The sequence below is a fragment of the Pseudochrobactrum mosebachae genome, assembly GCF_048914685.1.
Lineage (GTDB): Bacteria > Pseudomonadota > Alphaproteobacteria > Rhizobiales > Rhizobiaceae > Pseudochrobactrum.
This window is the reverse complement of the sequence record NZ_CP128408.1, coordinates 3,143,549-3,166,511: the sequence shown is the minus strand read 5'-3', so window position 1 is coordinate 3,166,511 and position 22,963 is coordinate 3,143,549. Positions and strand designations below refer to the sequence as shown.

Genomic DNA, 22,963 nt, shown 5'->3' with positions numbered 1-22,963 from the left:
AATGCGATAGACATCTTACGATGCAGAGAATGCGGGATCGAGAAGCAAACAAGTTGGGCGTATTTCATGGAAAAACTGATCCACAAGGTGACTATTATATTTACCGAGAGTCTAGTTCCATTTGTGGCATCTGCCAATGATGAATGGTGAGCAAAAACACCGGGCATCAAAGGGTATGTTCGAACATTACTGTCTGAATCTAGATTGTAAGCATGGGACATGTACAGCTTCAAGAGGCGATACGGGCAACTACTCTTCTACTGTGAATATAAAGAGGATGCTGAAAAGGAGGTATATTGATAAAGATGCCATAATTAGATCGTACTAACCCAGCTCAATAATATTAAACGCATTAGATTTCGAGATATTTAGACTAATGTTCCCTCACCATCTCCCCTCGCAAAAAAACGAGCTAGATGATATACTGTATCAGTACCCCACCACATTGCGAGAGCAAGTGTTAGCGTCTCCGCAGGTACCGGGGGTCTATACGCTCCATGGAAACATGAACCGCTATCCGCTCTATATCGGCAAAAGCATAAATATTAGGGCGCGTCTGCTCTCGCATTTGCGGACTCCCAAAGAAGCGCGGCTACTAAAGCAAACATCTCATATCAGCTACATCCCTACAGCAGGTGAAATAAGTGCGCTACTTCTTGAAGCGCAGATGATAAAGCAACAGCAACCGCTGTATAATCGACGCCTGCGTAAAACAAAAGATACATGCTCCTTCGTATTGAATGAAACAGGCGTGCGTATCCTATACACAGACGAGATCTCCAAAGAGCCGTTTGATAATATCTACGGCTTATTTAAGAACCAATACTCCGCCAGAGAACGGCTGCGCCAGTTAGCTGATGAATATAGGCTATGCCTTAGCGTAATGGGCTTCGAGCCTCAGACAAAAGGCAAAGGCTGCTTTAGATCAGCCATTAATAAATGTGCTGGTGCATGTTGCGGCCAAGAAGATATGGCACAACATAATCTACGTCTACATACAGCTCTATATGAATACAAAATTACTGCATGGCCCTATGCTGGAGCCATTGCCTTAAAGGAAAGTTTTGGCCGTTTAAAACAATTTCATGTCCTATTTAACTGGCGATATCATGGCAGCTACAAGTCAGAGCGCGGGTTGAAAAATTACACCTTAAACCCAGACACTCTTTTCGATGCTGATATGTATCGGATATTAGCAAAGCCGATTTTACTCGGTACGGCTGAAGTTATCGAACTCGATTAAATGCGTCCTAATACTTAGTGAAATAACTGCCCCCACTTCGTATGGTTAATTTACAAACAAAAGCCGTACTGAAAGGCAGGGCTTTTGTCGTTTATTCGGCTTCTCTCGCATTTACCGCTCCGCAAAATAAAAGTTCTTGTTTAGGTCATACACTCTGCTAGAGCATTTCACTATCAAGTTGAATCAGCTTGATAGGTATGACAATGCGATAAATCTAAAATCTAGAGCGAGCACTGCGATCCAATCTGAGCGTTACCCGCTCTAGCGGCGTCTTCCCCGCAAAGCGATAACAGGCCTTAAAGGTATCGCCCAGAGCAAACGACATGCCCATATGTTCAATCATGTCATTTAACTCTATGGCTTGTTGCGGCAGCTCATAATAGCTGGCCGAGCCACCGCCGGATGTTTGAGCTGGGAATATATCGGTAGTGCACCGGGCTGCTCTACCTCGCCATCAACTTTCCCGAACATCATGGCCTGTCTCCTCGCTAATGTTACCAATTAAATCCGGCCTAAAGCCGAACCAATGTGTATTGTTATCAATGTAAACGACCGGCAGAGATTGATAACCCCATGAATGAACATGGCTCTAATAGCTGGTGAACCGGACTTGCAACAATTTTGAACCGCCTACGCCTTAACTCCAGTATCCCTTCAAACGCTAGTGGACTTATACCGCTTTGATTTGCATAGCATCTACGAGCAATGGAGAGCTTAATCGAAATAGAGCGCGCCCTCCTATTACCAAACATTATTGTATTTCCAAGCAATCTGAGATTTGGCGCATCGACAAATTGTGCACGCACTTAGGAGATGCGTTAACGACATGCAGAAAACACGGGGCTTTAGATTATGTTTTCTCTAACTGCAAAATGTCAGAACTAGGGCCGTTGGCGTGGCGGACGGATTGCCATTGCGGTTCTTGCGTGTATTTGAAAATTTAAACCACTAAGACTTAGGCATTAAAGTGGATTTTCTTTATCAAAAGAGCGGATCATTTTGAGTGTGACCAGATCATCGAGTCGGCGGCAAGCCAGCAACATTATAGTTGATAATGATCAGATGAATTCACCAGCAAACCTTCAAAATAGCATGAAACAACTAGCAAATAAATACGGGGCTTTAATTGGAATTGATTGTTATATAAGACAAACTAATTTAATAGTACCTGATTCAAAAGTCACATCAATATTATTCCAACATATATACTATATATCGCAGGAATACGATTATTCCACATGACGAATACTAACGATAAGATACGCCCTTAAACAGATCTTGCCAATATGTACTAGCCTTCACCGCTAGCAAGTATAGGAACACACTCTACAACGGAAAATATAATGCATTTCAAAAAAACCATATTGAGCGTGACCTGCCTGATTATATCTACTGGTTTAACATCAACCTCTCATGCAACAGATGTAACTGGTTCATTACGAGCCAAGCTTGCTATTGGAGAGGCTTGCATATTACATGATGGAGCGGTTCTGGATTTTGGGCACACTGATGATCTAAGTAAAGACATTACTGCGGAAACGCCCATTCTTGATGGCATCATAGTGCGATGTAACAAAGGTATTGCTTTCAAAGTGGGTCTTGATAACGGTACCAATCCTACAGGTGGGGACGCTCCGTTCCAACGGCAGATGACGAATGGAAATACCAAACTACCATACGGCCTTTACCAAGATGCTGAACGTACTAAGCCATGGCCTGATGTTGACGACGATAATGTGCCCCAGGGTATAGGCACGAGTTTCCTTCAGGAGTTTTCTGTTTTCGGCACCCTTCCAAAGATGGATACGACGCCTTCCTCTGGTGATTATACCGACACTGTAAAGGTAACGCTCCGGTTCTAGGGCGGGTAACCAACAGGTTGGAACGCAGCTTTCGATTTTAACTTTTCGCATTGTCATACTTATCAGTTTGATAGTGAAACTCTCTAGAACACCTCGTCTTTTCCTGAAGCTGTTCTAGCTAACCTTCCAGAGATATTGAATAAGTACCACCATCTTCTGGTTACTAAGCGGTGTTTATCTGCAACAATATCTTTTTTATGCAAAATCTGAGGCAGCGCAAAGAAAGAAATGGCAACTAAATGCGAGAGAAACCTTGGTATTGATTACGGCGCAAGCTAAAATAATTTAATATTAAATGATTCAACATTTATAACAATATTATCACAGCACACACATATATATCAGAAACATAGATATATTATGTATCTATATATAACTGCCTCTTCATATGTTTTAAAATATCATTATTCAAATAAACTAAACATTTACAATAAAATTTAACGCAGAACATTATCAAGGTGACAATACCAAGCACACTATAAAGGAATAACATAATGTATGCCAAAAAAACCATATTAAGCGTAACCTGCCTGATGATGTCTGCCGGTTTAATATCTACATCTCATGCAACAGATGCAACTGGTTCATTGAAGGCCAAGCTTGGTATTGGAGCGGCTTGCACATTAACAAGCGGCAATGGTTCCGTTCTGGATTTTGGAAATGTGGCTGATCTGAGTAAACTCGTTAATGCCGAAACAGCTACTGGGTCTGGTATCAAAGTCAAGTGCAGTAATGGCACTCCCTATAAAATAGGTTTTGATGGTGGCCTCAATGGGGAGCCTGCTCCTTATGGGTACAAACGGAATATGATCGGCCCATCTTCTACCTTGATACTTTATGCCCTTTACCAAGATGCTCGACGTCAGGAGCAATGGCCAGGCATTGATCACAAGAATGTGGTCAAAGGCACAGGTGATGGTACCGAGCAGGAATTCCCTGTCTACGGCACCCTTCCAACGGGCACGGCGGCTCCTTCAGGCAACTATGCCGATACTGTAACAGTAACGCTCCGCTTCTAGAGCATTTCACTATCAAGTTGAATCAAGTTTATAGGTATGACAATGCGATAAATCTAGAATCTTGAGCGATTGCTGCGATCCAACCTGAACGTTAGCCGCTCTAGAACACCTCGTCTTTTCCTGAAGCTGCTCCAGCTAACCTTCCAAAGATATTGATAAGTACCACCATCTGTTGTTTGCAAGCGGTGTTTATCCGCAGTAATATTTTTTTGATGCAAAATCTGAGGCAGTGCAAAGAAAGAAATGGCAACTAAATGCGAGAGAAATCTTGGTATTGATTACTACGCCAGATAAAATAATTTAATATTAAATGATTCAACATTTATAACAATATTATCACAATACACACATATATATCAAAAACATAAATATATTATGTAATCTATATATAACTGCCTCTTCATATATTTTTTAAAATATTGCTCTTCAAAGAAACTAAACATTTACAATAAACTTTAACGCCCAACATTATCAAGGCGACAATATCAAACACGCCATAAAGGAATAACATAATGTATGCCAAAAAAACCATTTTAAGCGCAACCTGGCTGATGATGTCTGCTGGTTTAATATCTACCTCTCATGCAACGGATGCAACTGGTTCATTGAAGGCCAAGCTTAGTATTGGAGCGGCTTGCACATTAACAAGCGGCAATGGTTCCGCTCTGGATTTTGGAAATGTGGCTGATCTGAGTAAACCCGTTAATGCCGAAACTCCCGCTGGATCTGGCATCAAAGTCAAATGCAGTGATGGCATTGCCTATAAAATAGGCCTTGATGGCGGCGCCCATGGGCAGAAATACCCCTTAGGTATCCAGCGTGGGATGCTTGCTCCAGATGGTACTCAATTGATTTTTTACAACCTCTACAGAGATGCTGATCATAAAGAGCCATGGTTTGATCTTGACAACAAAAATATATTTAACGGTACGGGTGATGGTACCGAGCAAGAAATTCCCGTCTATGGCGTCATACCGAAGTCAGATGCACCTCCTTCAGGCAACTATTCCGATACCGTAAAGGTAACACTCCGCTTCTAGAGCATTTCACTATCAAGTTGAATCAACTTTATAGGTATGACAATGCGATAAATCTAGAATCTAGAGCGATTGCTGCGATCCAACCTGAACGTTAGCCGCTCTAGAACACTTCTTCATTCCCTGAAGCTGTCCTAGCTAACCTTCCAGAGATATTGAATAAATACCACCATTAGTTGGTTGCCAAGCGGCATTTATCCGCAGCAATATCTTTTTGCTGCAAAATCTGAGGCAGTGCAAAGAAAGAAATGGCAACTAAATGCGAGAGAAATCTTGGTATTGATTACGGCGCCAGATAAAATAATTTAATATCATCTGATTCAACATGGATAAAAATATTATCACAATACACACATATATATCATACCTATATACAATTACCTCTTTATATAAGGGTTTTAAAATATTGCTATTTAAATAAAATAAACAATTACCATAAACTTTATAGCGTCAAAATTATCAAGGTAACAATATTAATCTCGCCATAAAGGAATAACATAATGTACGCCAAAAAAACCATATTAAGTGTAACCTGCCTGATGATGTCTGCCGGTTTAATATCTACATCTCATGCAGCAACAGATGTAACTGGTTCATTGAAGGCCAAACTTACTATTGGAGCGGCTTGCACATTAACAAGCGGTAATGGTTCCGTTCTGGATTTTGGAAGCGTGACTGATCTGAGTTCAGACGTGAATGCAGAAACTCCCGCTGGATCTGGTATCAAAGTCAAATGCAGTGATGGCATAGCCTATGAAATAGGCCTTAATTTAGGTCTCCATGGGCATGAGTTACCCCCTCCCTATGAGATGCAGCGGGCGATGGCGCTTACACCTATCGTTGATATTCTTTACTACTCCCTTTACAGAGATGCTGAGCATCAAGAGCCATGGTATGACCTTGACTCCAAAAGCACATTTAACGGTACAGGTGACGGTACCGAGCAAGAAATTCCTATCTATGGCGTCATACCGAAGACAGATACCCCCTCTTCAGGCAACTATTCCGATACCGTAAAGGTAACGCTCCGCTTCTAGAGCACCTTATGGAAATATACATAGACAATATTACTGGTTGCTGTCGGGATATTGTATATTATTGTATTAAGTAGCACCCCTACCTAATAACGCGAAATCATTCACTGCCTTGCTGGGTCAGCAATAAGCACAGCCATCTGGCTGGCTATTTGCGAACTATAAACGGGATTTACCCGAAGCCAATATTTTTTCATGCAATATCACAACACCAACAATGAAACAGCTAGCAACTAAATGTGGGATTAATATTGGTATTGATTATCTTACAAGACAAACTAATTTAATATTAAACGATTCACTAAATAACAATAATACCTCTATGTATACATATTATAACTTGCAACAATATACAATATATATGTTTAATTTCTGATTCAGATTATATATTTATAAATATTATCACCAAATCAAATAAAGCAACTTAAACTAAAATTGAAACTCCAATACTGTAAAAGCTCTAAAATTGGCTTGATACAAGAGATTGTTCTCTTAGCTTGGCTGTTTTTACTCTCTTATCTGAATTGGCTTTGTGTATCTGCGGATTCTTTGTTGCAAATATGTACTGGCCTCACCAGCCCGAAAGGGAAGACTGCAATATCAAACATAGAAACGCACTCTATAAAGGAAAAATATAATGTATGCTAAAAAAACCATATTAAGCGTAACCTGCCTCATGATGTCTGCCGGTTTAATGTCGGCCTCTCATGCAACGGACGCGACCGGTTCGTTAGCGGTCAAGGTTACCATTGGAGCGGCTTGCCAATTAACGAGCGGCGATGGTTCCGTTCTGGACTTTGGACGCGCAGATGATCTGAGTAAAGACCTTAATGCCCAAACGGCCGCTGGTTCTGGCATCAAAGTCAAATGCAGCAGTGGTACTGCTTACACGCTAGGCCTTGATAACGGTACCAATCCGACAGGTGGCAGCGCTCCGTTCCAACGACAGATGGTTAGCGGAGATGCCAAGGTACCATATGGCCTTTACCAGGATGCTGATCGTAAAGTTCCATGGCCTGATATTGACGACAAAACTGCATTGAAAAATACAGGCAATGGTACCGAGCAGGAAATGGCTGTCTATGGCACTGTTCCAAAGATGGATAAGACGCCCGCTTCTGGCGACTATGCCGATACAGTAAAAGTAACGCTCCGTTTTTAACGGCGTTACGGCTTCCTCTTAAACTAGCCTAGCTCCCCTCCCGGAAAGATATATATATATATGCTCAGAGTTTCCGTATTAGCGGCTGCTGTCTACGGGGTGGTGTGTGTGAGTAGCGCTCAGGCGGCATCTTTACAGGTGTCGCCAATTTCCCTTGATCTCACAGCGCCAGCCCGCACATCATCCGTGACGCTTAGCAACAAATCCAATGGCTCAACCAATATTCAAATCCGCGCTTTTAAATGGACGCAAATTGCCGGCATCGACCAGCTGGCTCCGGCCAATGAGGTCATTGTCAGTCCGCCCGCCGCAACGCTGCCGCCGGGTAAATCTTACACTATCCGCGTAGCACACTTAAATACGCCGGCCCAGAAAAGCGAAGAAAGCTACCGGCTACTGATTGATGAACTGCCGGAAGTCAATGTCCGTCGCCGCGCCTCGTCGGTTAGCTTTACTACGCAATATTCCATTCCGGTGTTTTTCAACGTCCCCTCTGCGAGCGCCAATCTGCATTGGAAGGTGCTCCGTAAAGGAAAAAACCTGGAAGTGGAAGTAACCAATACCGGTAATCGTCATGCTAAAATTGTCAATCTGAGTGTGGCAACGCCTAGCAAGCATGTCAATTTTGGTGCGGGACTTAATGGCTACGTGCTGCCAGGCAGCACAAATAGTTGGACCACCAATGCAGGCTCCATTCAGACGAACAGCCATGTGACCATCACGAGCAAAGGAGACGATTATGACGTTAACCAGGCAGCCGTGGTCTCAGGCGGCTGAATTGGCCCTGATCTTCTGGTGCCTGCTATTAGCAGACACCAGGGTTTCAGCGGCTGAAGAAATAGCAAGCGCCAGCCAGTCAGTTCAAGCGCTTGTACTGGGTCAAACACTGATGCTAGGGGTCGTTATCAACGATCAGCCGACAAACGCGATGGCCGCCTTCAAGGCTTTACCCAACGGTAAATTTGCAGCCACTCCAGGTGATTTGGAAACTGCCGGTATTAAAGCAAAGTCCGGAAAGATTGGCGCTGATGGTTTGATTAATCTCGATTCACTAACCGGCGTCACATGGCGCTATGATGAAGCCGGGCAGCTCATATTCTTTACCGCACCTGATTCCGCTCGTATACCGAATTACATTGATATTGGCTCAACCGGAAAACCGATCGATTTTTCCAATGTTCGCTCAAATTTAGGCTTTCTTCTTAATTACACTCTTTATGGTGCTTCTGGCTGGGGTGGCGGCTCCCATAGGGCTTTTAGCGGTAGCTTCGATGCCCGGCTTTTGTCCCCCTTCGGTGTCACTTCAACCTCTGCGCTTGGTAAGTTTGACGCATGGGTGGACAAAACAAATGACTTCAGCAATAGGTTAACCCGCCTTGATAGTGCATGGCGCTATACAGACCCTAACAGAGCTCTGGTCTATCAGGCAGGTGACAGCGTTTCCGGCAGTCTTCCCTGGAGTTCATCCTGGCGGTTCGGCGGCATTCAATTCAAGCGCAATTTCGCTATTCGCCCCGACCTTATAACCTCTCCGGTTCCTAACCTGTCCGGCAGCGCCTCCCTACCCTCAACTCTTGATCTTTATTTGAATAATATCAAAACCTTCTCAGGAAACATCCCTGCCGGCCCGTTCGACCTTCGCGGCATTCCCTTTCTCTATGGTAACGGGGATGCGAGCATTGTGATGCGTGATGCGCTTGGCCGGGAAATCCGCACCAATCACGCTTATTATTATGGACCCAATATGGTGGGTAAAGGTATTTTCGATTTCTCGACAGAGCTGGGCTTTCCTCGTCTTGATTATGGTGACCGCTCTTTTGAGTATGATCAAAATCTCGCAGGGTCATTGAGCATGCGCTACGGTCTGACAGACTGGCTAACCACGGAGGGGCACTTTGAAGCCACACGAGGGCTACTCAATGGCGGTGCCGGCTTCATCACCAGCCTGGGGTCTTTTGCATCACTCAGCGCTGCATTAGCTGCCAGTCGTTTCGACAACCGTTTCAGCGGCGCGGAAAATATTGAGAGTGGCGGCAAAGTAACGGTGAGCTTTGAAACGGGTTACAAAGGTTACACGCTCAATCTTAGCACAAGTCGTAGTTTTGGTGAATATAATGATATTGGTCTGGTTGTTGACCGCCTGCATGGCGAAACCGCACCTGTATCAGCTCGTGCCCGCAGCATTGATAGTGTGGGCGTTTCTCTTCCTCTCTTTTTTGATCCGTCTTCGCTCGGCGTTAATTACTCCCGAGTTCGTGGCGCAGATGAAGATGATAATGCCAACCTTTTGAATGTTTCATGGTCAAGAAGAATTTTCAAAAAGGCTTCTGTTTATGCGACTGCTTACACCGATCTCGATAAGCGAAATAATTATGGGGTTTTTGCCGGCTTTAGCATTCCGATTGGCGACAATATGAATGCTTCGATCAGTGCTGATAATAATGGCGTCAGCACATCTTTAACAAAATCCGCACAACTTGGCGTAGATCCGCTTTCTTGGTCATTACAGGACCGGGAAAATGTAAAAGGCAGAGGCACTCGCTCAGCTAGCGCTGACTATCGCTCATCTTTCGGTGAGTTTTCCGGTTCAGTTGATCAGTCCGGTGATATGGGGCGTATCACTGCCACCGCAGATGGTGCTCTTGTCATTGCAGGCGGAGGTATATTTTTTGTTAATCAGGTGAGTGATGCCTTTGCTATAGTCAAGGGCGGTGGCCCGAATACGCAAGTGTCAATCAATGGCCGTCATGTCACCAATACAAATAGCAGTGGTCGTGCGTTCGTTCCGGATTTGAACGCCTATCAAAACAATTCCGTTTCTATTGATCCTACGAATTTACCATTTGATTTCCAGTCGGACAGCACCCAGGCGACTGTTGTTCCGGCTGATCGCTCAGGTGTTGTTATTGATTTTGGAACAAAAAGGATAAGTGCTGCAACTATCATATTAGTAAATGCAGAAGGCAAGCCTTTGCCTGTGGGGGCGGAAGTCTTGCGTGAGGGTGTCAATCAACCTGCGGTCATGGGGTATGACGGACGGGTATGGCTCACAGACCTGTCACCCAAAAATAACTTGACCGTTACGCTGCCGGAAGGGCTTGGCACATGCCATGCCAGTTTCGATTACAAACCTGTGACCGGTACCACGCCGGAGATTGGCGGAGTGTTGTGTCAATGAAACGGAGAATGCCCATGCAATTACCAAACTTGCTTCGTAGTGGTCGGCACCGTAGCATTCAGAACACCTCAATGATCTTTGCGCCTTTCGGTATGGTGGGCTTAATAGTATCAGGTGTCCTGTTATCACAATCTGCCCCGGCTGCGGCTGGTGGCGGGGTTTGCAACCTCAAGAGCATTGGTAATTTCGGCAATACTGTGGTTGATATACTGGCCAATGTTAACGCATCAGCCACAAGTCAGGTGGAATATAATTGTAATTCGCCTTCAAAATTCAACAGCATACAGTTTTGCACCTACATCCAAGCTGCCGATTCCACTCAAGGAAGCGCAATTGGAAACAATACCTTCTATCAAGCGCGCGATAACAACGCCCAGCTAGCTTGGCAAATGACACTGCCAGAAGGTGGAAATACACCTATTGAAAATTTTGTCGGTTCAAAATCAACGGTAGGCTGGACACATTACACCAATGGATCTTCATCCAATCAGAATACTATTGCATCTCAACAATTGACCTTACGTTATCTTGACCGGCAGCATCAAGATCGTGTTCAATCAGGTGTTTACAACAGTGCTTATCAATTGATTACGCAGTACAAATTCAATGATAACGCACAATCATCATCATGTGCTTCAGGCATTGCCAGTCCGGACGGAACAATAATCAGCGATTTTATGGTAACCGCGACCGTAACCAAGAACTGCGTAATGGAAAATTTTCAGGACATTGATTTCGGAAGCCAAGACAGTATTGAAATTGCATCCAATAATACTGGCCAGCACCGCGCCTATGGAAATATTGGCATCCGCTGCACCTACAACACTCCCTACAATATCAGCATAAGCAAAGGTAATAATTTTAAAGACGGGATTGCACAGTTGAAAAACGGTAAAAACCACCTCCCCTACCAGTTGTTCCAGGCAGGATGTAAAACACCGTGGGATGATAAAAATACTCTCTCAGGGAATGGTAAAGCCGTTAACATTGTCGATAATCATCAGGTCTGCGCTGAAATCATTACACCACTCTCAATAGCCCCTGCACCCGGAACATATAATGACGTTGTTACCGTGACTGCAACTTTCTAACAATGCGAAGTAATTAACAAACACTTATATTACAATAGTTTTGCGCCACAGCTATAATAACATCATGTTACTCCTATGGCGCAAACAATGAATTTTATATAATTAATACGGATTATATTACTAAGAACTCACCCTAAAAGGGGCTATTTTCCACCGCACGTAACCTTCTAAAAGCGTCATGTGAATTGCTGTTTATGTGAGCGGTTTTAATTACATCCAACGTGGCAGATGCCTGCATTAAAATATCAATGGATGCCGTGAGCGTTATTTCACTAACATCGCTATCAAAAAATTATTGCCCCTCAAGCAAGAAGCCATATATTTGCATGAATTGCTGGCCCACCCCTCAGGTCACACGAGCGATCAAAGACTTGATTTATTTATATCCTCGGGAGACTTACTATAGAGAGTAACGCTCAGGTTAGATCGCAAGCGCTACTCTAGTTTCGTCCCTATCAAGTTAATCTAGATTGATAGGGAAATACTCTAGAATTGGAGCGTTACCGTCACCGTATCGGTATACTCGCCAGAGGCAGGTGTATCCCCCCCGCCTTTAATAGTGCCATAAACTGGAATTTCATGCTCCGCACCATCACCTGTACCCTTAAACACATTACCATCGTCAATATCAAGCCATTGAACTTGACGCGCAGCATCCTGATAAAGCTCATATGGTACCAAGATAGAATCCGGACCAGACATCATTCGCTGATGCCCAACATAGACAGTCTCTGTATTGAGACCATCATCAAGACCTAGCTTATAGGCAATACCATTGCCGCACTTGACTTTGATGCCTGAACCAGCAGCCGTTTCTGCATTAACGTCGTCATTCAGATTATCCACACGTCCAAAATCCAGAGCGGAACCATCGCCGCTTGTCAATTGGCAAGCCGCTCCAATAGCAAGCTTAGCCTGTAACGAGCCAGTTGCATCCGTTGCATGAGAGGCCGACATTAAGCCTGCATAGATCATCAGACAGCTCATACCTAATACAGTTTTTATAGCATACAATATAATTGTACTTTATAGAGCGTGTTTCAATATATAAAATTACTAATTTACTACTCAAGCCATCAGAAATTATAAAATAAATAAAAATATCACCTATATTAAAACTAGAAATAATTAATACATCAAATTAAAAAAATAGTATTAAGATCACTTTACAGATCAACATAAAATATTTTCAAATCACTCAACAACACAGCAATTAAATTACAGCACCAAAGACAGACGACTTTAAATTATTTTATATGCCAGATTAATCAACGCCAATATATTGCTCGCATATAGCTATCAATCAATCGAATAGCCCACGCTATTTAATCACTCTTATATTTATTTTTCTTCATGTTCTGTAATTTTCGATAAATGCATTCGCATAGAACCGGGTTGAAAGCCTCTTCGCAACAGCATTGCCGTGGTAGTTTTTCGGCGGCTCTTGCTTTGACTAAGTTTGCGTTACACCAGAGATAAGTATTTTATGATTATAAACTAAGTACCTTACTCATCTCGAACCAATTTTACCCACATTACTAGGCCTCATTACAATAAATAAACAATGATGCACTTTATAAATTTTTTATCAACCATTGGTTTTAAATTAGAGAAAAGCCATTAGGCTAGTGAATTTCACTATGGATTTGATAGATATGACAATGCAAAAAGCTAAAGTCCAGATTGAGCCCTGCGACCCAACCTGATCGTTACCCGCTTTAGAATACACCGCAAAGACTACTCAATTTACCAATATGTTTTTCAGAGCATAAATTATCATTGCAGATTGCTGAAGCGATGCAGGCAGCTCATTTACATACTAAGCTGTATAATCTCTTTAATCGGAACCACCAAAATACATGTGCATATGGCATAATAAGCAAGAAGCCATTACAAGTATGCATTCAGTGTCTACGATTAATGAAAGCATGAACAATGAATCTGTCCCTCTTCAAAAGCCTGTGCAAAGAAGGTAAATTCAAAGAAGCCCTCGCTTTAGCAACCAAAGGCTACGAGGAAGACAGGCTTGCTCCAAGCCGCTTCTCAATAGATAAAAAAAACGGCAACCCGATTTTCTACCGTGGCAACAAGCGTGTAGAACTTAACGTTGCAGGTGAATGGCAAATCTCCAAAAATCCTCACGCATCGTAATATCAGCCTTATGATTCAAGAGATTGCAATCGACTGGCCGAAGCATTAGCGGGCATTTAATACCCCCGCTAATAAGCAGAACCCAAGTCGTGACTTAATCACACCATGAAACAATTCGACCCAAAAGCCAATTGAAACAACAATGATGGCCCTCATAAATGACTTCGTAGGCAAAAGTTCCGCAGTTACAAGCTGTTGCTTTAGCAGATGTTGAAAAAAACGGGACAAACAAGAATGACAATACCAAAAAATATCTCTTCATCATCTATCACCTTAAAACAATTATAAAATATTAAATTTTACTCAACATCAATCACACTATATTGCTATTAATAACCCTGCCTATGATAGCAAAGCAGCCCCGCATCATACGCAGATACGGGGCTAGAGCATTTCGTAGTCCAATGAAATCATTGGTATTTTAGCTGCTCAAATTGATAGCCTGCGCCAGTAATTCGAACGAATGTAATCGTGCTTGATGGTCAAATATCTGCGCTGTAATCATCAGTTCGTCAACCTCCGTGCGGGTAACGAAATCAGCCACTTTTTTCTGCACAGTATCAACACTACCCACTGCGGAACATGCCAGTGCAACGTTAATCATTGGCACAAACCGCGGATCAAGTGTTTCGGCATAATTTGCAACCGGTGGCGGCAACTGCCCCGCATTACCCGTGCGCAAGTTAACAAATGCCTGCTGGATTGAACTGAACAGCAATGTGGCTTCAGCATCACTATCCGCAGCAAACACGTTAAAACCAGCCATAACATAGGGCTTGTCCAGATATCGCGATGGCTCAAAACGATGGCGATAAAGCGCAATCGCTTCTTCCAGATCGCCCGGTGCAAAATGCGACGCAAAAGCATAAGGCAGCCCGAGCATTGCCGCTAACTGCGCACCAAACAAACTTGATCCCAAAATCCATACCGGTACATTAAGTCCGGCTCCGGGATAAGCGCGCACCCGCTGATCAGTGGCCGGCTCGCCAAAATAGCCAAGCAACTCCACCACATCCTGCGGAAATGACTGCGCATCCGAATTCAGATTACGCCTCAAAGCAAATGATGTTGCCTGATCTGTGCCGGGTGCCCGCCCCAGCCCCAGATCAATCCGGTTCGGATAAAGCGAAGCCAATGTGCCAAACTGCTCCGCAATCACGAGTGGTGAATGGTTAGGCAGCATAATGCCCCCTGCACCAACACGAATAGTTTGCGTGGCACCGGCAACATGGCCGATTAAAACAGATGTAGCCGCGCTGGCAATGCCCGGCATATTATGATGCTCGGCCAGCCAATAACGGTTAAAGCCGAGCTTTTCAGCGTGTTGTGCAAGCTCAACCGTATTTTTCATGGCTTGAGCGGCGGTGCTGCCGAGCGTAATCGGCGCAAGATCGAGAACAGAATATTGGGTCATGTATGATATATATAGGCATGACTACAAAATACCAGAGCGGCCTTGAATTTCTTTAAATCAGCACCGCCCTGTTTAGATAAACCTGCCAGCAAAGAGAACTACACAAAAGGCTCATCAAGCGATGCCGCAGGCTCGGTAAACCAACGCGGGCCTTCTGCTGTCATATAGGCGATATCTTCAAGCCGGATACCGCATTCCCCATAAAGACACAGCATCGGCTCAATGGAGAAACACATGCCCACCTCAAGCTTGGTAAGATTGCCTTTAACAATATAAGGCTCTTCATGAATGTCGAGCCCAAGCCCGTGGCCTGTGCGGTGCGGCAACCCCGGAATTTCATATTCAGGACCATAGCCCGCATCTGCCAATAGCTGTCGTGCAGCAAGGTCAACATTTTCACATGTCTCACCGATTTGCGCTGCATTAAAAGCAGCAATCTGTGCTTGTTTTTCAAGCAGCCATAAATCCTGCTGGCGTGCCGTTGGCGTGCCAAAAACATAAGTTCGGGTAATATCAGAGCGGTAGCCGTGCAAGATCGCCCCCATATCAATAAGCACCATATCACCCTTTTTGAGGGTCTGCGGATAAGGCACACCATGGGGATAGGCCGTTGCCTCACCAAACTGGGCAGCTGCAAAGAGCGGCTTAAAACCCATTTTGCTATGGGCTTTATTGATAAATTCACAAACCTCTGTGGTTGTAATGCCCTCATACAAGCCTTGATAGACACTTTTATGAACTGCAAGGCTGGCACTCATCGCCATCTGGATCAGCGCGATTTCATTATCAGACTTAACCTGCCGGCAAGCTACAATCAGTGCCTGCCCGTTAACAATCTGCAATGTACCTGCTGCGACCTTGCTAAAATTATCGGCAAAAATAAACGGTGTTAAAGGATCTATCGCCAATATCGTGCCGGATGCATCGAGCCTGCTAACAATATCGATCACCAAAGCAGCAGAATCTTCATGTTCCTCCCACGTCGCAATCTCACCCTGAACGCGAATCATGGTTTTGATTTTCGGTTCTTCAAAGGCAGGACTGATGTAAATAACGGCGCCGCTTGCGGGTATCAAAGCGCCATGCATGCGCTCGCTCGCACCAAGTGTCAGACCCGTAAAATAGACAAGGCTGGAGGATGTATCGATATAAAGCGCCTTGATACTGCGCTCTTTCAGCAGGCTTTGCAGCTTTGCGATGCGGCCATGAAGCTCTTCAAGACTGATTGGCACCACAGATGACACCACATCATTAAAATCATTCAATGCATCTGCGTAGCTTTTAAAACGCATCCCGCTCATAGCCCTGCCCCTATCTGTTTTTATAACCTGTTACAGGAACAGATTGGTAGCCAATTTCAATACCAAGGTACAGGTATAGAAAAGGGAAATTGCGCAGCAAGCTGAAATGCAACATTCTTCAATCCACATGGTTCTATCAGGTCAATTTGCCATCTGGATTTTTTAAACCGCAATCTCTACCTGATAGTGATCATGACAGAAAACGCACTTGAACAGAATCGTGCCGCACAAACTCCGCTGGCAACCAAACGCAACGACCTTTCCTTTCAGTTCCAGGCAGCTGACGGTTCGCCGCCTGTTGAGTGGCTGATTGCTGACGGCTTGACCACATATCCCGATGCTGAGGCTTTTATGGAAGCGCGCGTGGCCGCTATCCGTGAAGGCACAGCCAATGAGCTGGTATGGCTGGTCGAACACCCTCCGCTCTACACTGCCGGCACCAGTGCCAGACAAGAGGATTTGCTCACTCCCGATCGCTTTCCGGTTTATAAAACCGGCCGCGGCGGTGAGTTTACCTATCATGGTCCGGGGCAGCGTGTTGCCTATGTAATGCTTGATTTGAAGCGCCGCCGCGAAGATATTCGTGCGTTTGTGGCAGCCCTTGAAGAATGGATTATCCGTACGCTCGATCAATTCAACGTTAAAGGCGAGCGCCGCGAGTGCCGTGTGGGTGTATGGGTTACCCGTCCGCAAAAATCACGGCTGCCAGACGGCTCAATGGCGGAAGATAAAATTGCAGCTATTGGCATTCGCCTGCGCCGCTGGGTCACGTTTCACGGCATATCAATCAATGTCGAGCCGGAGCTTGAAAATTTTGGCGGTATCGTTCCTTGCGGTATTGCCGAGCATGGGGTGACCAGTCTGGTCGATCTGGGTTTACCCGTCTCTATGGATGATCTGGATCTGGCAATGAAACAAAGTTTTCGTGAAATTTTTGGTGATGTAAAATAATAGCACCATCAAACAATATATTGTTTTTAAATATAAAAGGCGGCATTAAAGCCGCCTTTTATATGTTTAGGTGAGCACTGTTTTTTCTGCCTGCGCACTGAGCGTACGCTCTCGCAAAAACACATAAATACCGGAGCCGATAATGATTGCAATGCCCAGCCATTTCGACGGACTTGGGAAATCATTGAAGAAAATCAGCCCGACAGTGACCGCCATCACAATTTCCATATATTGAAACGGTGCCAGAATTGACGCAGGTGCCAACTGGAAGGCTTGTACCACCAGCAAGTGTCCGGCAGCAGCAAACACCCCGATCATAATCAGCATAAACCACGGAAATGCCGTATCGGGGAACCCGAGTTGCAGATCAGGGATTGCCGCCACTTCTCCGAAGATCATAACACAGAGGCCGAAAATACTGCCCCCGATACCGGCATAGAGCTGCATAATCAACGGACGTTCACTCATGCCGAATTTGCGGTTCAACACCAGATAAATGGCAAAAAACAGTGCAGAGATCATCGGCAGCACCGATATCCAGCCGAACACTGTCCAGCTTGGCTGGATAACAATAATTGTTCCCAGCAAACCAACCATCACCGCACTGAGACGGCGCCAGCCGACCCGCTCATGCAAAAACACCATCGACAAAACCGTGAGAATTAACGGCTCCACAAAGAACACTGCCAGCGCATCAGCCAGCGGCATATATTTGATGGCAGTGAAAAAACATAAACTTCCCAGCCCCAGCAGACAACCACGCAGCAAATTGCCCCAGAAATGCTCTGTTTTCAGCCCCATACCACGACTGAACAACATAATCGCACCAAGGCTGATCCAACCCTGTACAAAAAACCGCATAAAGCTGATTGTAGCAGGCGAAACATTTTCTTCCATTGCCAGCCATTTGCCGCTCGCATCCATCAGCGGCACAATGAGCATGGCGCAGATCATTGTGATCATTCCGCGTACATGCGGCTGTAACCGTTCCTGCATATTCATTTCCTTGCAGCAAAACCTGCTGATAGTTCTATAAATTTTAAGCGTTTAATTTAATCTCCTTAACATCACGGGCAGCATTATTCTGCAATGACCTGCCTTGAAAGTGGGCGCTTCTCTGTCAAGGATTAAGGCTTATTCTTGTTGGCCGTAACTTTAAGGCCACAGAGCGGCATCACACGTGCGCTCCCGCATCTATGGCGTTGCATCATTTGACAATTCCCCGTCAATTGTTCAAACAGAATAAATTCTGCGGAAAAGTCTGGATTACCGGCACTCACACCAGAACGTAAAGCGAACCTTTGTCGCTTTTATAATTGAAACGTGCAACACTTATATGATTCGAATTCTATAATTCCTGAGTGGCTTTTACTCTGCGTTAAACGGGGTTAACCAAAAGAAAGCCGCACAACAGCATGTTGCCGATTTATGCATTGTGCTGTGAGTCTTTGTTTCTGCCGCATTTTGCAATGCCAAATGACATGATTTGACTGCTTAATGCTTTAGTATTTTATTGAACGAACAGGCCGGCCATTTCACATGGATAATAGCGACGATCTTTTTTCAAATATTCTCAGCAATGCGCGAGGACGTCAGGTCTCACAAGTTGAGCCGTCTGAAAATGCTACCCAAAATACTTCGTCTGCCCCTTCTGTGCCAGTGGAGCCTGTCGCTATGAATAAGCCTGCGCAAGCTCCGGTGGCAGCACCAGACTTAAAACAAACCACTATTCCGGCGGTAGCGCCGCTTAAATCAGTTGCAGCAGATTTGCGGCCGGCGCCGGCAAGTTCTGACGGTAGCGATTATAACGCCTCAGCCATTCGTGTTCTTGAAGGGCTGGAGCCTGTGCGCCTGCGCCCCGGCATGTATATTGGCGGCACTGATGAAAAGGCGATGCATCACCTGTTTGCCGAAGTGATTGACAATGCGATGGATGAGGCCGTAGCCGGCCATGCCAATTACATTGATGTCAGCCTTGATGCAGATGGTTTTCTGACGGTTTCTGATAATGGCCGTGGTATTCCGGTTGAAAATCACCCGCAGGTTCCGGGCAAATCCACGCTTGAAGTGATTATGACCAAGCTTCATGCCGGTGGTAAATTTGATGGTAAAGCCTATGAAACCTCCGGCGGCCTGCATGGCGTGGGTGTTTCGGTGGTCAATGCGCTCTCGGATCTGATGGAAGTTGAAGTGGCACGGGCACGACGCCTGTATCGCCTGCGATTTTCACGCGGTATTCCGCTCGGCGATCTGGAAGAACTGGGCGAAGTGCATAACCGCCGCGGTACACGGGTACGCTTTCACCCTGATCCGGAAATTTTCGGCAAAAATGCTAAATTCGAGCCGGAGCGCCTGTATCGTATGGCACGCTCCAAAGCCTATTTGTTTGGCGGCGTTGAAATTCGCTGGTCGTGCGACCCTTCTCTGCTTGATCCCAAAAAAGCCATACCCGAAAAGGCCGTTTTCCACTTTCCCGGCGGGCTCAAGGATTTTCTTTCTTCATCGCTTGGCAAGGAATTCATGGTCACCAGAGAAATTTTCTCCGGTAAAACTGAAAAACAAGCTGGCCACGGTGCAGTTGAATGGGCTGTGGCGTGGTATGGCGGCGATAGTTTCGTACATTCCTATTGTAACACGATCCCAACGGCTGAAGGCGGCACCCATGAAGCGGGTTTGCGTATTGCACTTACCCGCGGCCTGAAAGCCTATGCGGAGCTGACCAATAATAAACGCGCATCGGTTATCACCACTGATGATGTGATGATATCTGCCGCCGGTATGATGGCGATCTTTATCCGTGAGCCGGAATTTGTTGGCCAGACCAAAGACAAGCTGGCGACAGTTGAAGCGCAGCGTCTTGTTGAAAATGCGATCCGCGATCCGTTTGATCATTGGCTCGCGGCCTCACCGCAGGAAGCCTCAAAACTGCTTGACTGGGTGGTTGACCGCGCTGAAGAGCGTTTGCGTCGCCGACAGGAAAAGGAAACCACACGCAAAACCGCAACGCGCAAACTGCGTTTGCCGGGCAAGCTGGCAGATTGCTCGCAAAACTCTGCTGCGGGTGCAGAATTATTTATCGTTGAGGGTGACTCTGCGGGCGGCTCGGCCAAACAGGCGCGTAACCGTACCAATCAGGCAATTTTACCCCTGCGTGGTAAAATCCTCAACGTGGCCAGCGCAGGCCGCGAAAAACTGACAGCCAATCAGCAGATTGGTGATCTGGTGCAGGCGCTTGGCTGCGGCACACGCAAGAACTTCCGTGAAGAAGATTTGCGCTATGACCGCATCATCATTATGACTGATGCTGACGTTGACGGCGCGCATATTGCCTCCTTGCTGATCACATTCTTCTATCAGGAAATGCCGCAAATGATTACCGGCGGGCATCTTTTTCTGGCTGTCCCCCCGCTCTATCGCTTAAGTCAGGGCGGTAAGGTTGCCTATGCGCGTGATGATGCACATAAAGACGAGCTGATGCGCACAGTGTTTACCGGAAAGGGCAAAGTCGAGCTTGGTCGCTTTAAGGGCCTTGGCGAAATGCGTGCCGAGCAGCTTAAAGAAACCACGATGGATCCTAAAAAACGCACATTGCTGCGTGTGGATCTTGCTGAAGATGAGCATGGCTCCACCAAAAGCACGGTCGATGATCTTATGGGTACTAAACCGGAAGCCCGTTTCCGCTTCATTCAGGAAAATGCTGAATTCGTAAAAGAGCTGGATATTTGACGACAATATTTATTGACCAGATTTATTGGCCGGCATTTGTTTACCGCTGTTGATGACGAGAGCGGTTAACGTTCAGGTTGGATCGCAACACCCGCTCTAGATTTTAGAATTTCGCATGGTCAAATCTATCAAGTTGATTCAACTTGATAGTGAAATGATCTAAGTGCTTTGCAGCCCTTCTCAATCACTGGTTTTTTAAATCTTTTCATAGGATTTTAGTTTAAAAAAGCCGCCTGTTACGGGCGGCTTTTTTTGTTGAATAATTGCTTGTTCCCTGTTTAATATCACAGGCACAAGAGCGTAAAATGCCCTTGGAAGCTTCACGACAAAGGACATATTATTCAAACAGAGTTTTATTTCTCAGAGATGTAAACCTATGGCACCGAATATAAAGATCATATTTGTCATTCTGTTTTTTGGCGCTGCCCTTTGCCTTTTTGCAATCGCTTATCTGAGTGGTTTATTATCTGTATAAACAAGCCCTTTGATCAATAATCATCAAGATCAGGTATGCGTCCAAAAGCGATTTTACCGCCAATATAAGATCCGGGTGCGTTTGAAGGGCCAAGGCTCAGTGCATCCGCTCCGAATTGTTTGCGCACACGGTCAAGCGTATCCGAGACCTGTTCCCAGCGTTGTTGCTGCAGTTTTTGCTCCGGCTCATCAAACAAATCATGACTGGAAACCACTTCTCCTGAAAGATTGTGCAGGTAGATATGCACATTCTTAACCAGCTTAAAATCAGCAGGCCGTAACCTGTTCTGCAGCAGCATCCGCCGGTGCAGCTGTGACAGGCACGCCAGAAAGCAATGATCATCGCGTGATGGCGGAAACACACCTTCAAGCGATACAGTTTCCTGTCCTTTGATCCGCCAGCCATAGACCAGAGCACCGGCGCGATAATGTTCTTTGCGTAATCGCCGTGAAGCACTCATACATAACAGACGCGCGCATTGCAGGATTTTATCCGGTTGGCGCCAATCGCGTGGTAAGACGCGCCCGTGGCCAAACATCCTGCGCTTCGTCTCTTGCTTTTCAATCGCATAGCCTTGTAATCCGGCGATAAACCGCTCCCCCTCCACACTGCCCCAGATGGCACGACCCTGTTTGGGGCTGATCTGCCAGAGTTGTTCCACGGTAGTAATACCGGAACGGTTCAGCCGTGCCTCAACACCCGCTGCAATCCCCGGCAAATCGCGTAAACCGAGCTTTAAAAAGCGGTGCGGAATATCTTCCGGCCGCACAACCACCAGGCCGTCAGGCTTGTCAATTTCAGCGGCAATTTTTGCCAGCAATTCATTTGGCGCCACACCGATCGAGCAGGTCAGCACCGGGCCAAAACGCTCGCACAACACACCTTTAATCGCTAAAGCCAAATTGGCCGCCTGACGCGATTCTGAGGGCAATAACCGGCACACCAATTCGTCAATCGAGCGCACATCACCGATTGGCACCACAGTGTCGATGGCATCAAGAATTTTATGATGCAATTTCACATATTCGTCTGGCCGCGCTTCCACAATAATGATCTGTGGACAGCGTTCGCGCGCCTCGCGCACCGGAGTTCCGGTTTTCAAACCCAGCCTCTTGCCCTCTCTGCTGACAGCAATCAGCGAGGTAAACTCACTGGCATGCGGTACCACACCAACGGGCTTCCCCTGAAGCGCAGGGTTCATCTGCTGTTCGGCACTGGCAAAAAAACTGTCAAAATCGAGGTAGAGCCGTTCTGGCAGATCAGGTTTACGCATGATAATTTATTCCGCATTACTCGCAGAACAAAATAAGAACATTGCG

17 protein-coding genes are annotated in these 22,963 nt (G+C 45.6%); 12 read left to right on the top strand and 5 right to left on the bottom strand.

The window, feature by feature from the left end; genetic code table 11:
* Positions 1-505: 505 nt before the first annotated feature.
* The 9 genes from MP213Fo_RS14255 to MP213Fo_RS14215 all read left to right on the top strand — a co-directional run bounded on the left by MP213Fo_RS14255 (position 506) and on the right by MP213Fo_RS14215 (position 11,626).
* A complete protein-coding gene (locus tag MP213Fo_RS14255) occupies positions 506-1,243 on the top strand; it encodes a hypothetical protein (protein ID WP_421089614.1) in 738 nt (245 codons plus the stop codon).
* A 1,343-nt stretch (positions 1,244-2,586) separates the two neighbouring features.
* Entirely contained in the window at positions 2,587-3,105 is a 519-nt protein-coding gene (locus MP213Fo_RS14250; RefSeq protein WP_421089613.1) for a spore coat U domain-containing protein, read from the top strand.
* A 494-nt stretch (positions 3,106-3,599) separates the two neighbouring features.
* Complete coding sequence (locus MP213Fo_RS14245; protein ID WP_421089612.1) at positions 3,600-4,124, top strand: spore coat U domain-containing protein; 525 nt, start codon at positions 3,600-3,602, stop codon at positions 4,122-4,124.
* A 512-nt stretch (positions 4,125-4,636) separates the two neighbouring features.
* A complete protein-coding gene (locus tag MP213Fo_RS14240) occupies positions 4,637-5,164 on the top strand; it encodes a spore coat U domain-containing protein (protein WP_421089611.1) in 528 nt (175 codons plus the stop codon).
* Between the two features lie 497 nt (positions 5,165-5,661).
* Entirely contained in the window at positions 5,662-6,198 is a 537-nt protein-coding gene (locus MP213Fo_RS14235) for a spore coat U domain-containing protein (protein ID WP_421089610.1), read from the top strand.
* Between the two features lie 634 nt (positions 6,199-6,832).
* Positions 6,833-7,357, top strand: a complete 525-nt coding sequence (locus MP213Fo_RS14230; RefSeq protein WP_421089609.1) for a spore coat U domain-containing protein — start codon at positions 6,833-6,835, stop codon at positions 7,355-7,357.
* 108 nt (positions 7,358-7,465) lie between these two features.
* Entirely contained in the window at positions 7,466-8,134 is a 669-nt protein-coding gene (locus MP213Fo_RS14225; RefSeq protein ID WP_421089608.1) for a molecular chaperone, read from the top strand.
* Positions 8,097-10,535 carry a fimbria/pilus outer membrane usher protein gene (locus MP213Fo_RS14220; RefSeq protein WP_421089607.1) on the top strand — a complete coding sequence of 813 codons (2,439 nt, stop codon included), beginning with the start codon at positions 8,097-8,099 and terminating at the stop codon, positions 10,533-10,535. The genes MP213Fo_RS14225 and MP213Fo_RS14220 overlap by 38 nt, the downstream gene beginning before the upstream one ends.
* Before the next feature lie 14 nt (positions 10,536-10,549).
* Positions 10,550-11,626 carry a spore coat U domain-containing protein gene (locus MP213Fo_RS14215; protein WP_421089606.1) on the top strand — a complete coding sequence of 359 codons (1,077 nt, stop codon included), beginning with the start codon at positions 10,550-10,552 and terminating at the stop codon, positions 11,624-11,626.
* Positions 11,627-12,112: 486 nt separating this feature from the next.
* On the opposite strand, the gene MP213Fo_RS14210 is transcribed toward MP213Fo_RS14215, so the two are convergent.
* Complete coding sequence (locus MP213Fo_RS14210; RefSeq protein ID WP_421089605.1) at positions 12,113-12,613, bottom strand: spore coat U domain-containing protein; 501 nt, start codon at positions 12,611-12,613, stop codon at positions 12,113-12,115.
* A 948-nt stretch (positions 12,614-13,561) separates the two neighbouring features.
* On the opposite strand from MP213Fo_RS14210, the gene MP213Fo_RS14205 reads away from it, so the two are divergent.
* Positions 13,562-13,777, top strand: a complete 216-nt coding sequence (locus MP213Fo_RS14205; protein WP_421089604.1) for a hypothetical protein — start codon at positions 13,562-13,564, stop codon at positions 13,775-13,777.
* Positions 13,778-14,198: 421 nt separating this feature from the next.
* Here the strand turns inward: MP213Fo_RS14205 and MP213Fo_RS14200 are convergent, their stop codons facing one another.
* Together MP213Fo_RS14200 and MP213Fo_RS14195 are read right to left on the bottom strand one after the other, a co-directional pair.
* Positions 14,199-15,191 (bottom strand): LLM class flavin-dependent oxidoreductase, encoded by a 993-nt coding sequence (locus MP213Fo_RS14200; protein WP_421089603.1) that lies wholly within the window; start codon positions 15,189-15,191, stop codon positions 14,199-14,201.
* A 98-nt stretch (positions 15,192-15,289) separates the two neighbouring features.
* Positions 15,290-16,492: a M24 family metallopeptidase gene (locus MP213Fo_RS14195; protein ID WP_421089602.1), complete on the bottom strand. Its 1,203-nt coding sequence runs from the start codon at positions 16,490-16,492 to the stop codon at positions 15,290-15,292.
* Between the two features lie 192 nt (positions 16,493-16,684).
* Between MP213Fo_RS14195 and lipB the strand changes: the two genes are divergently transcribed.
* Complete coding sequence (gene lipB / locus MP213Fo_RS14190) at positions 16,685-17,443, top strand: lipoyl(octanoyl) transferase LipB (protein WP_421089601.1); 759 nt, start codon at positions 16,685-16,687, stop codon at positions 17,441-17,443.
* 66 nt (positions 17,444-17,509) lie between these two features.
* Here lipB and MP213Fo_RS14185 read toward each other — a convergent pair whose 3' ends face one another.
* The gene (locus tag MP213Fo_RS14185) at positions 17,510-18,439 is read right to left on the bottom strand and encodes a DMT family transporter (protein WP_421089600.1); all 930 of its coding nucleotides are present in this window, start codon (positions 18,437-18,439) and stop codon (positions 17,510-17,512) included.
* Positions 18,440-19,117: 678 nt separating this feature from the next.
* Between MP213Fo_RS14185 and parE the strand changes: the two genes are divergently transcribed.
* Entirely contained in the window at positions 19,118-21,169 is a 2,052-nt protein-coding gene (gene parE, locus MP213Fo_RS14180; RefSeq protein WP_421091169.1) for a DNA topoisomerase IV subunit B, read from the top strand.
* A 488-nt stretch (positions 21,170-21,657) separates the two neighbouring features.
* On the opposite strand, the gene MP213Fo_RS14175 is transcribed toward parE, so the two are convergent.
* On the bottom strand, positions 21,658-22,917 hold the full coding sequence (locus tag MP213Fo_RS14175; RefSeq protein WP_421089599.1) for a Y-family DNA polymerase: 1,260 nt from the start codon (positions 22,915-22,917) through the stop codon (positions 21,658-21,660).
* Positions 22,918-22,963 lie beyond the last annotated feature (46 nt).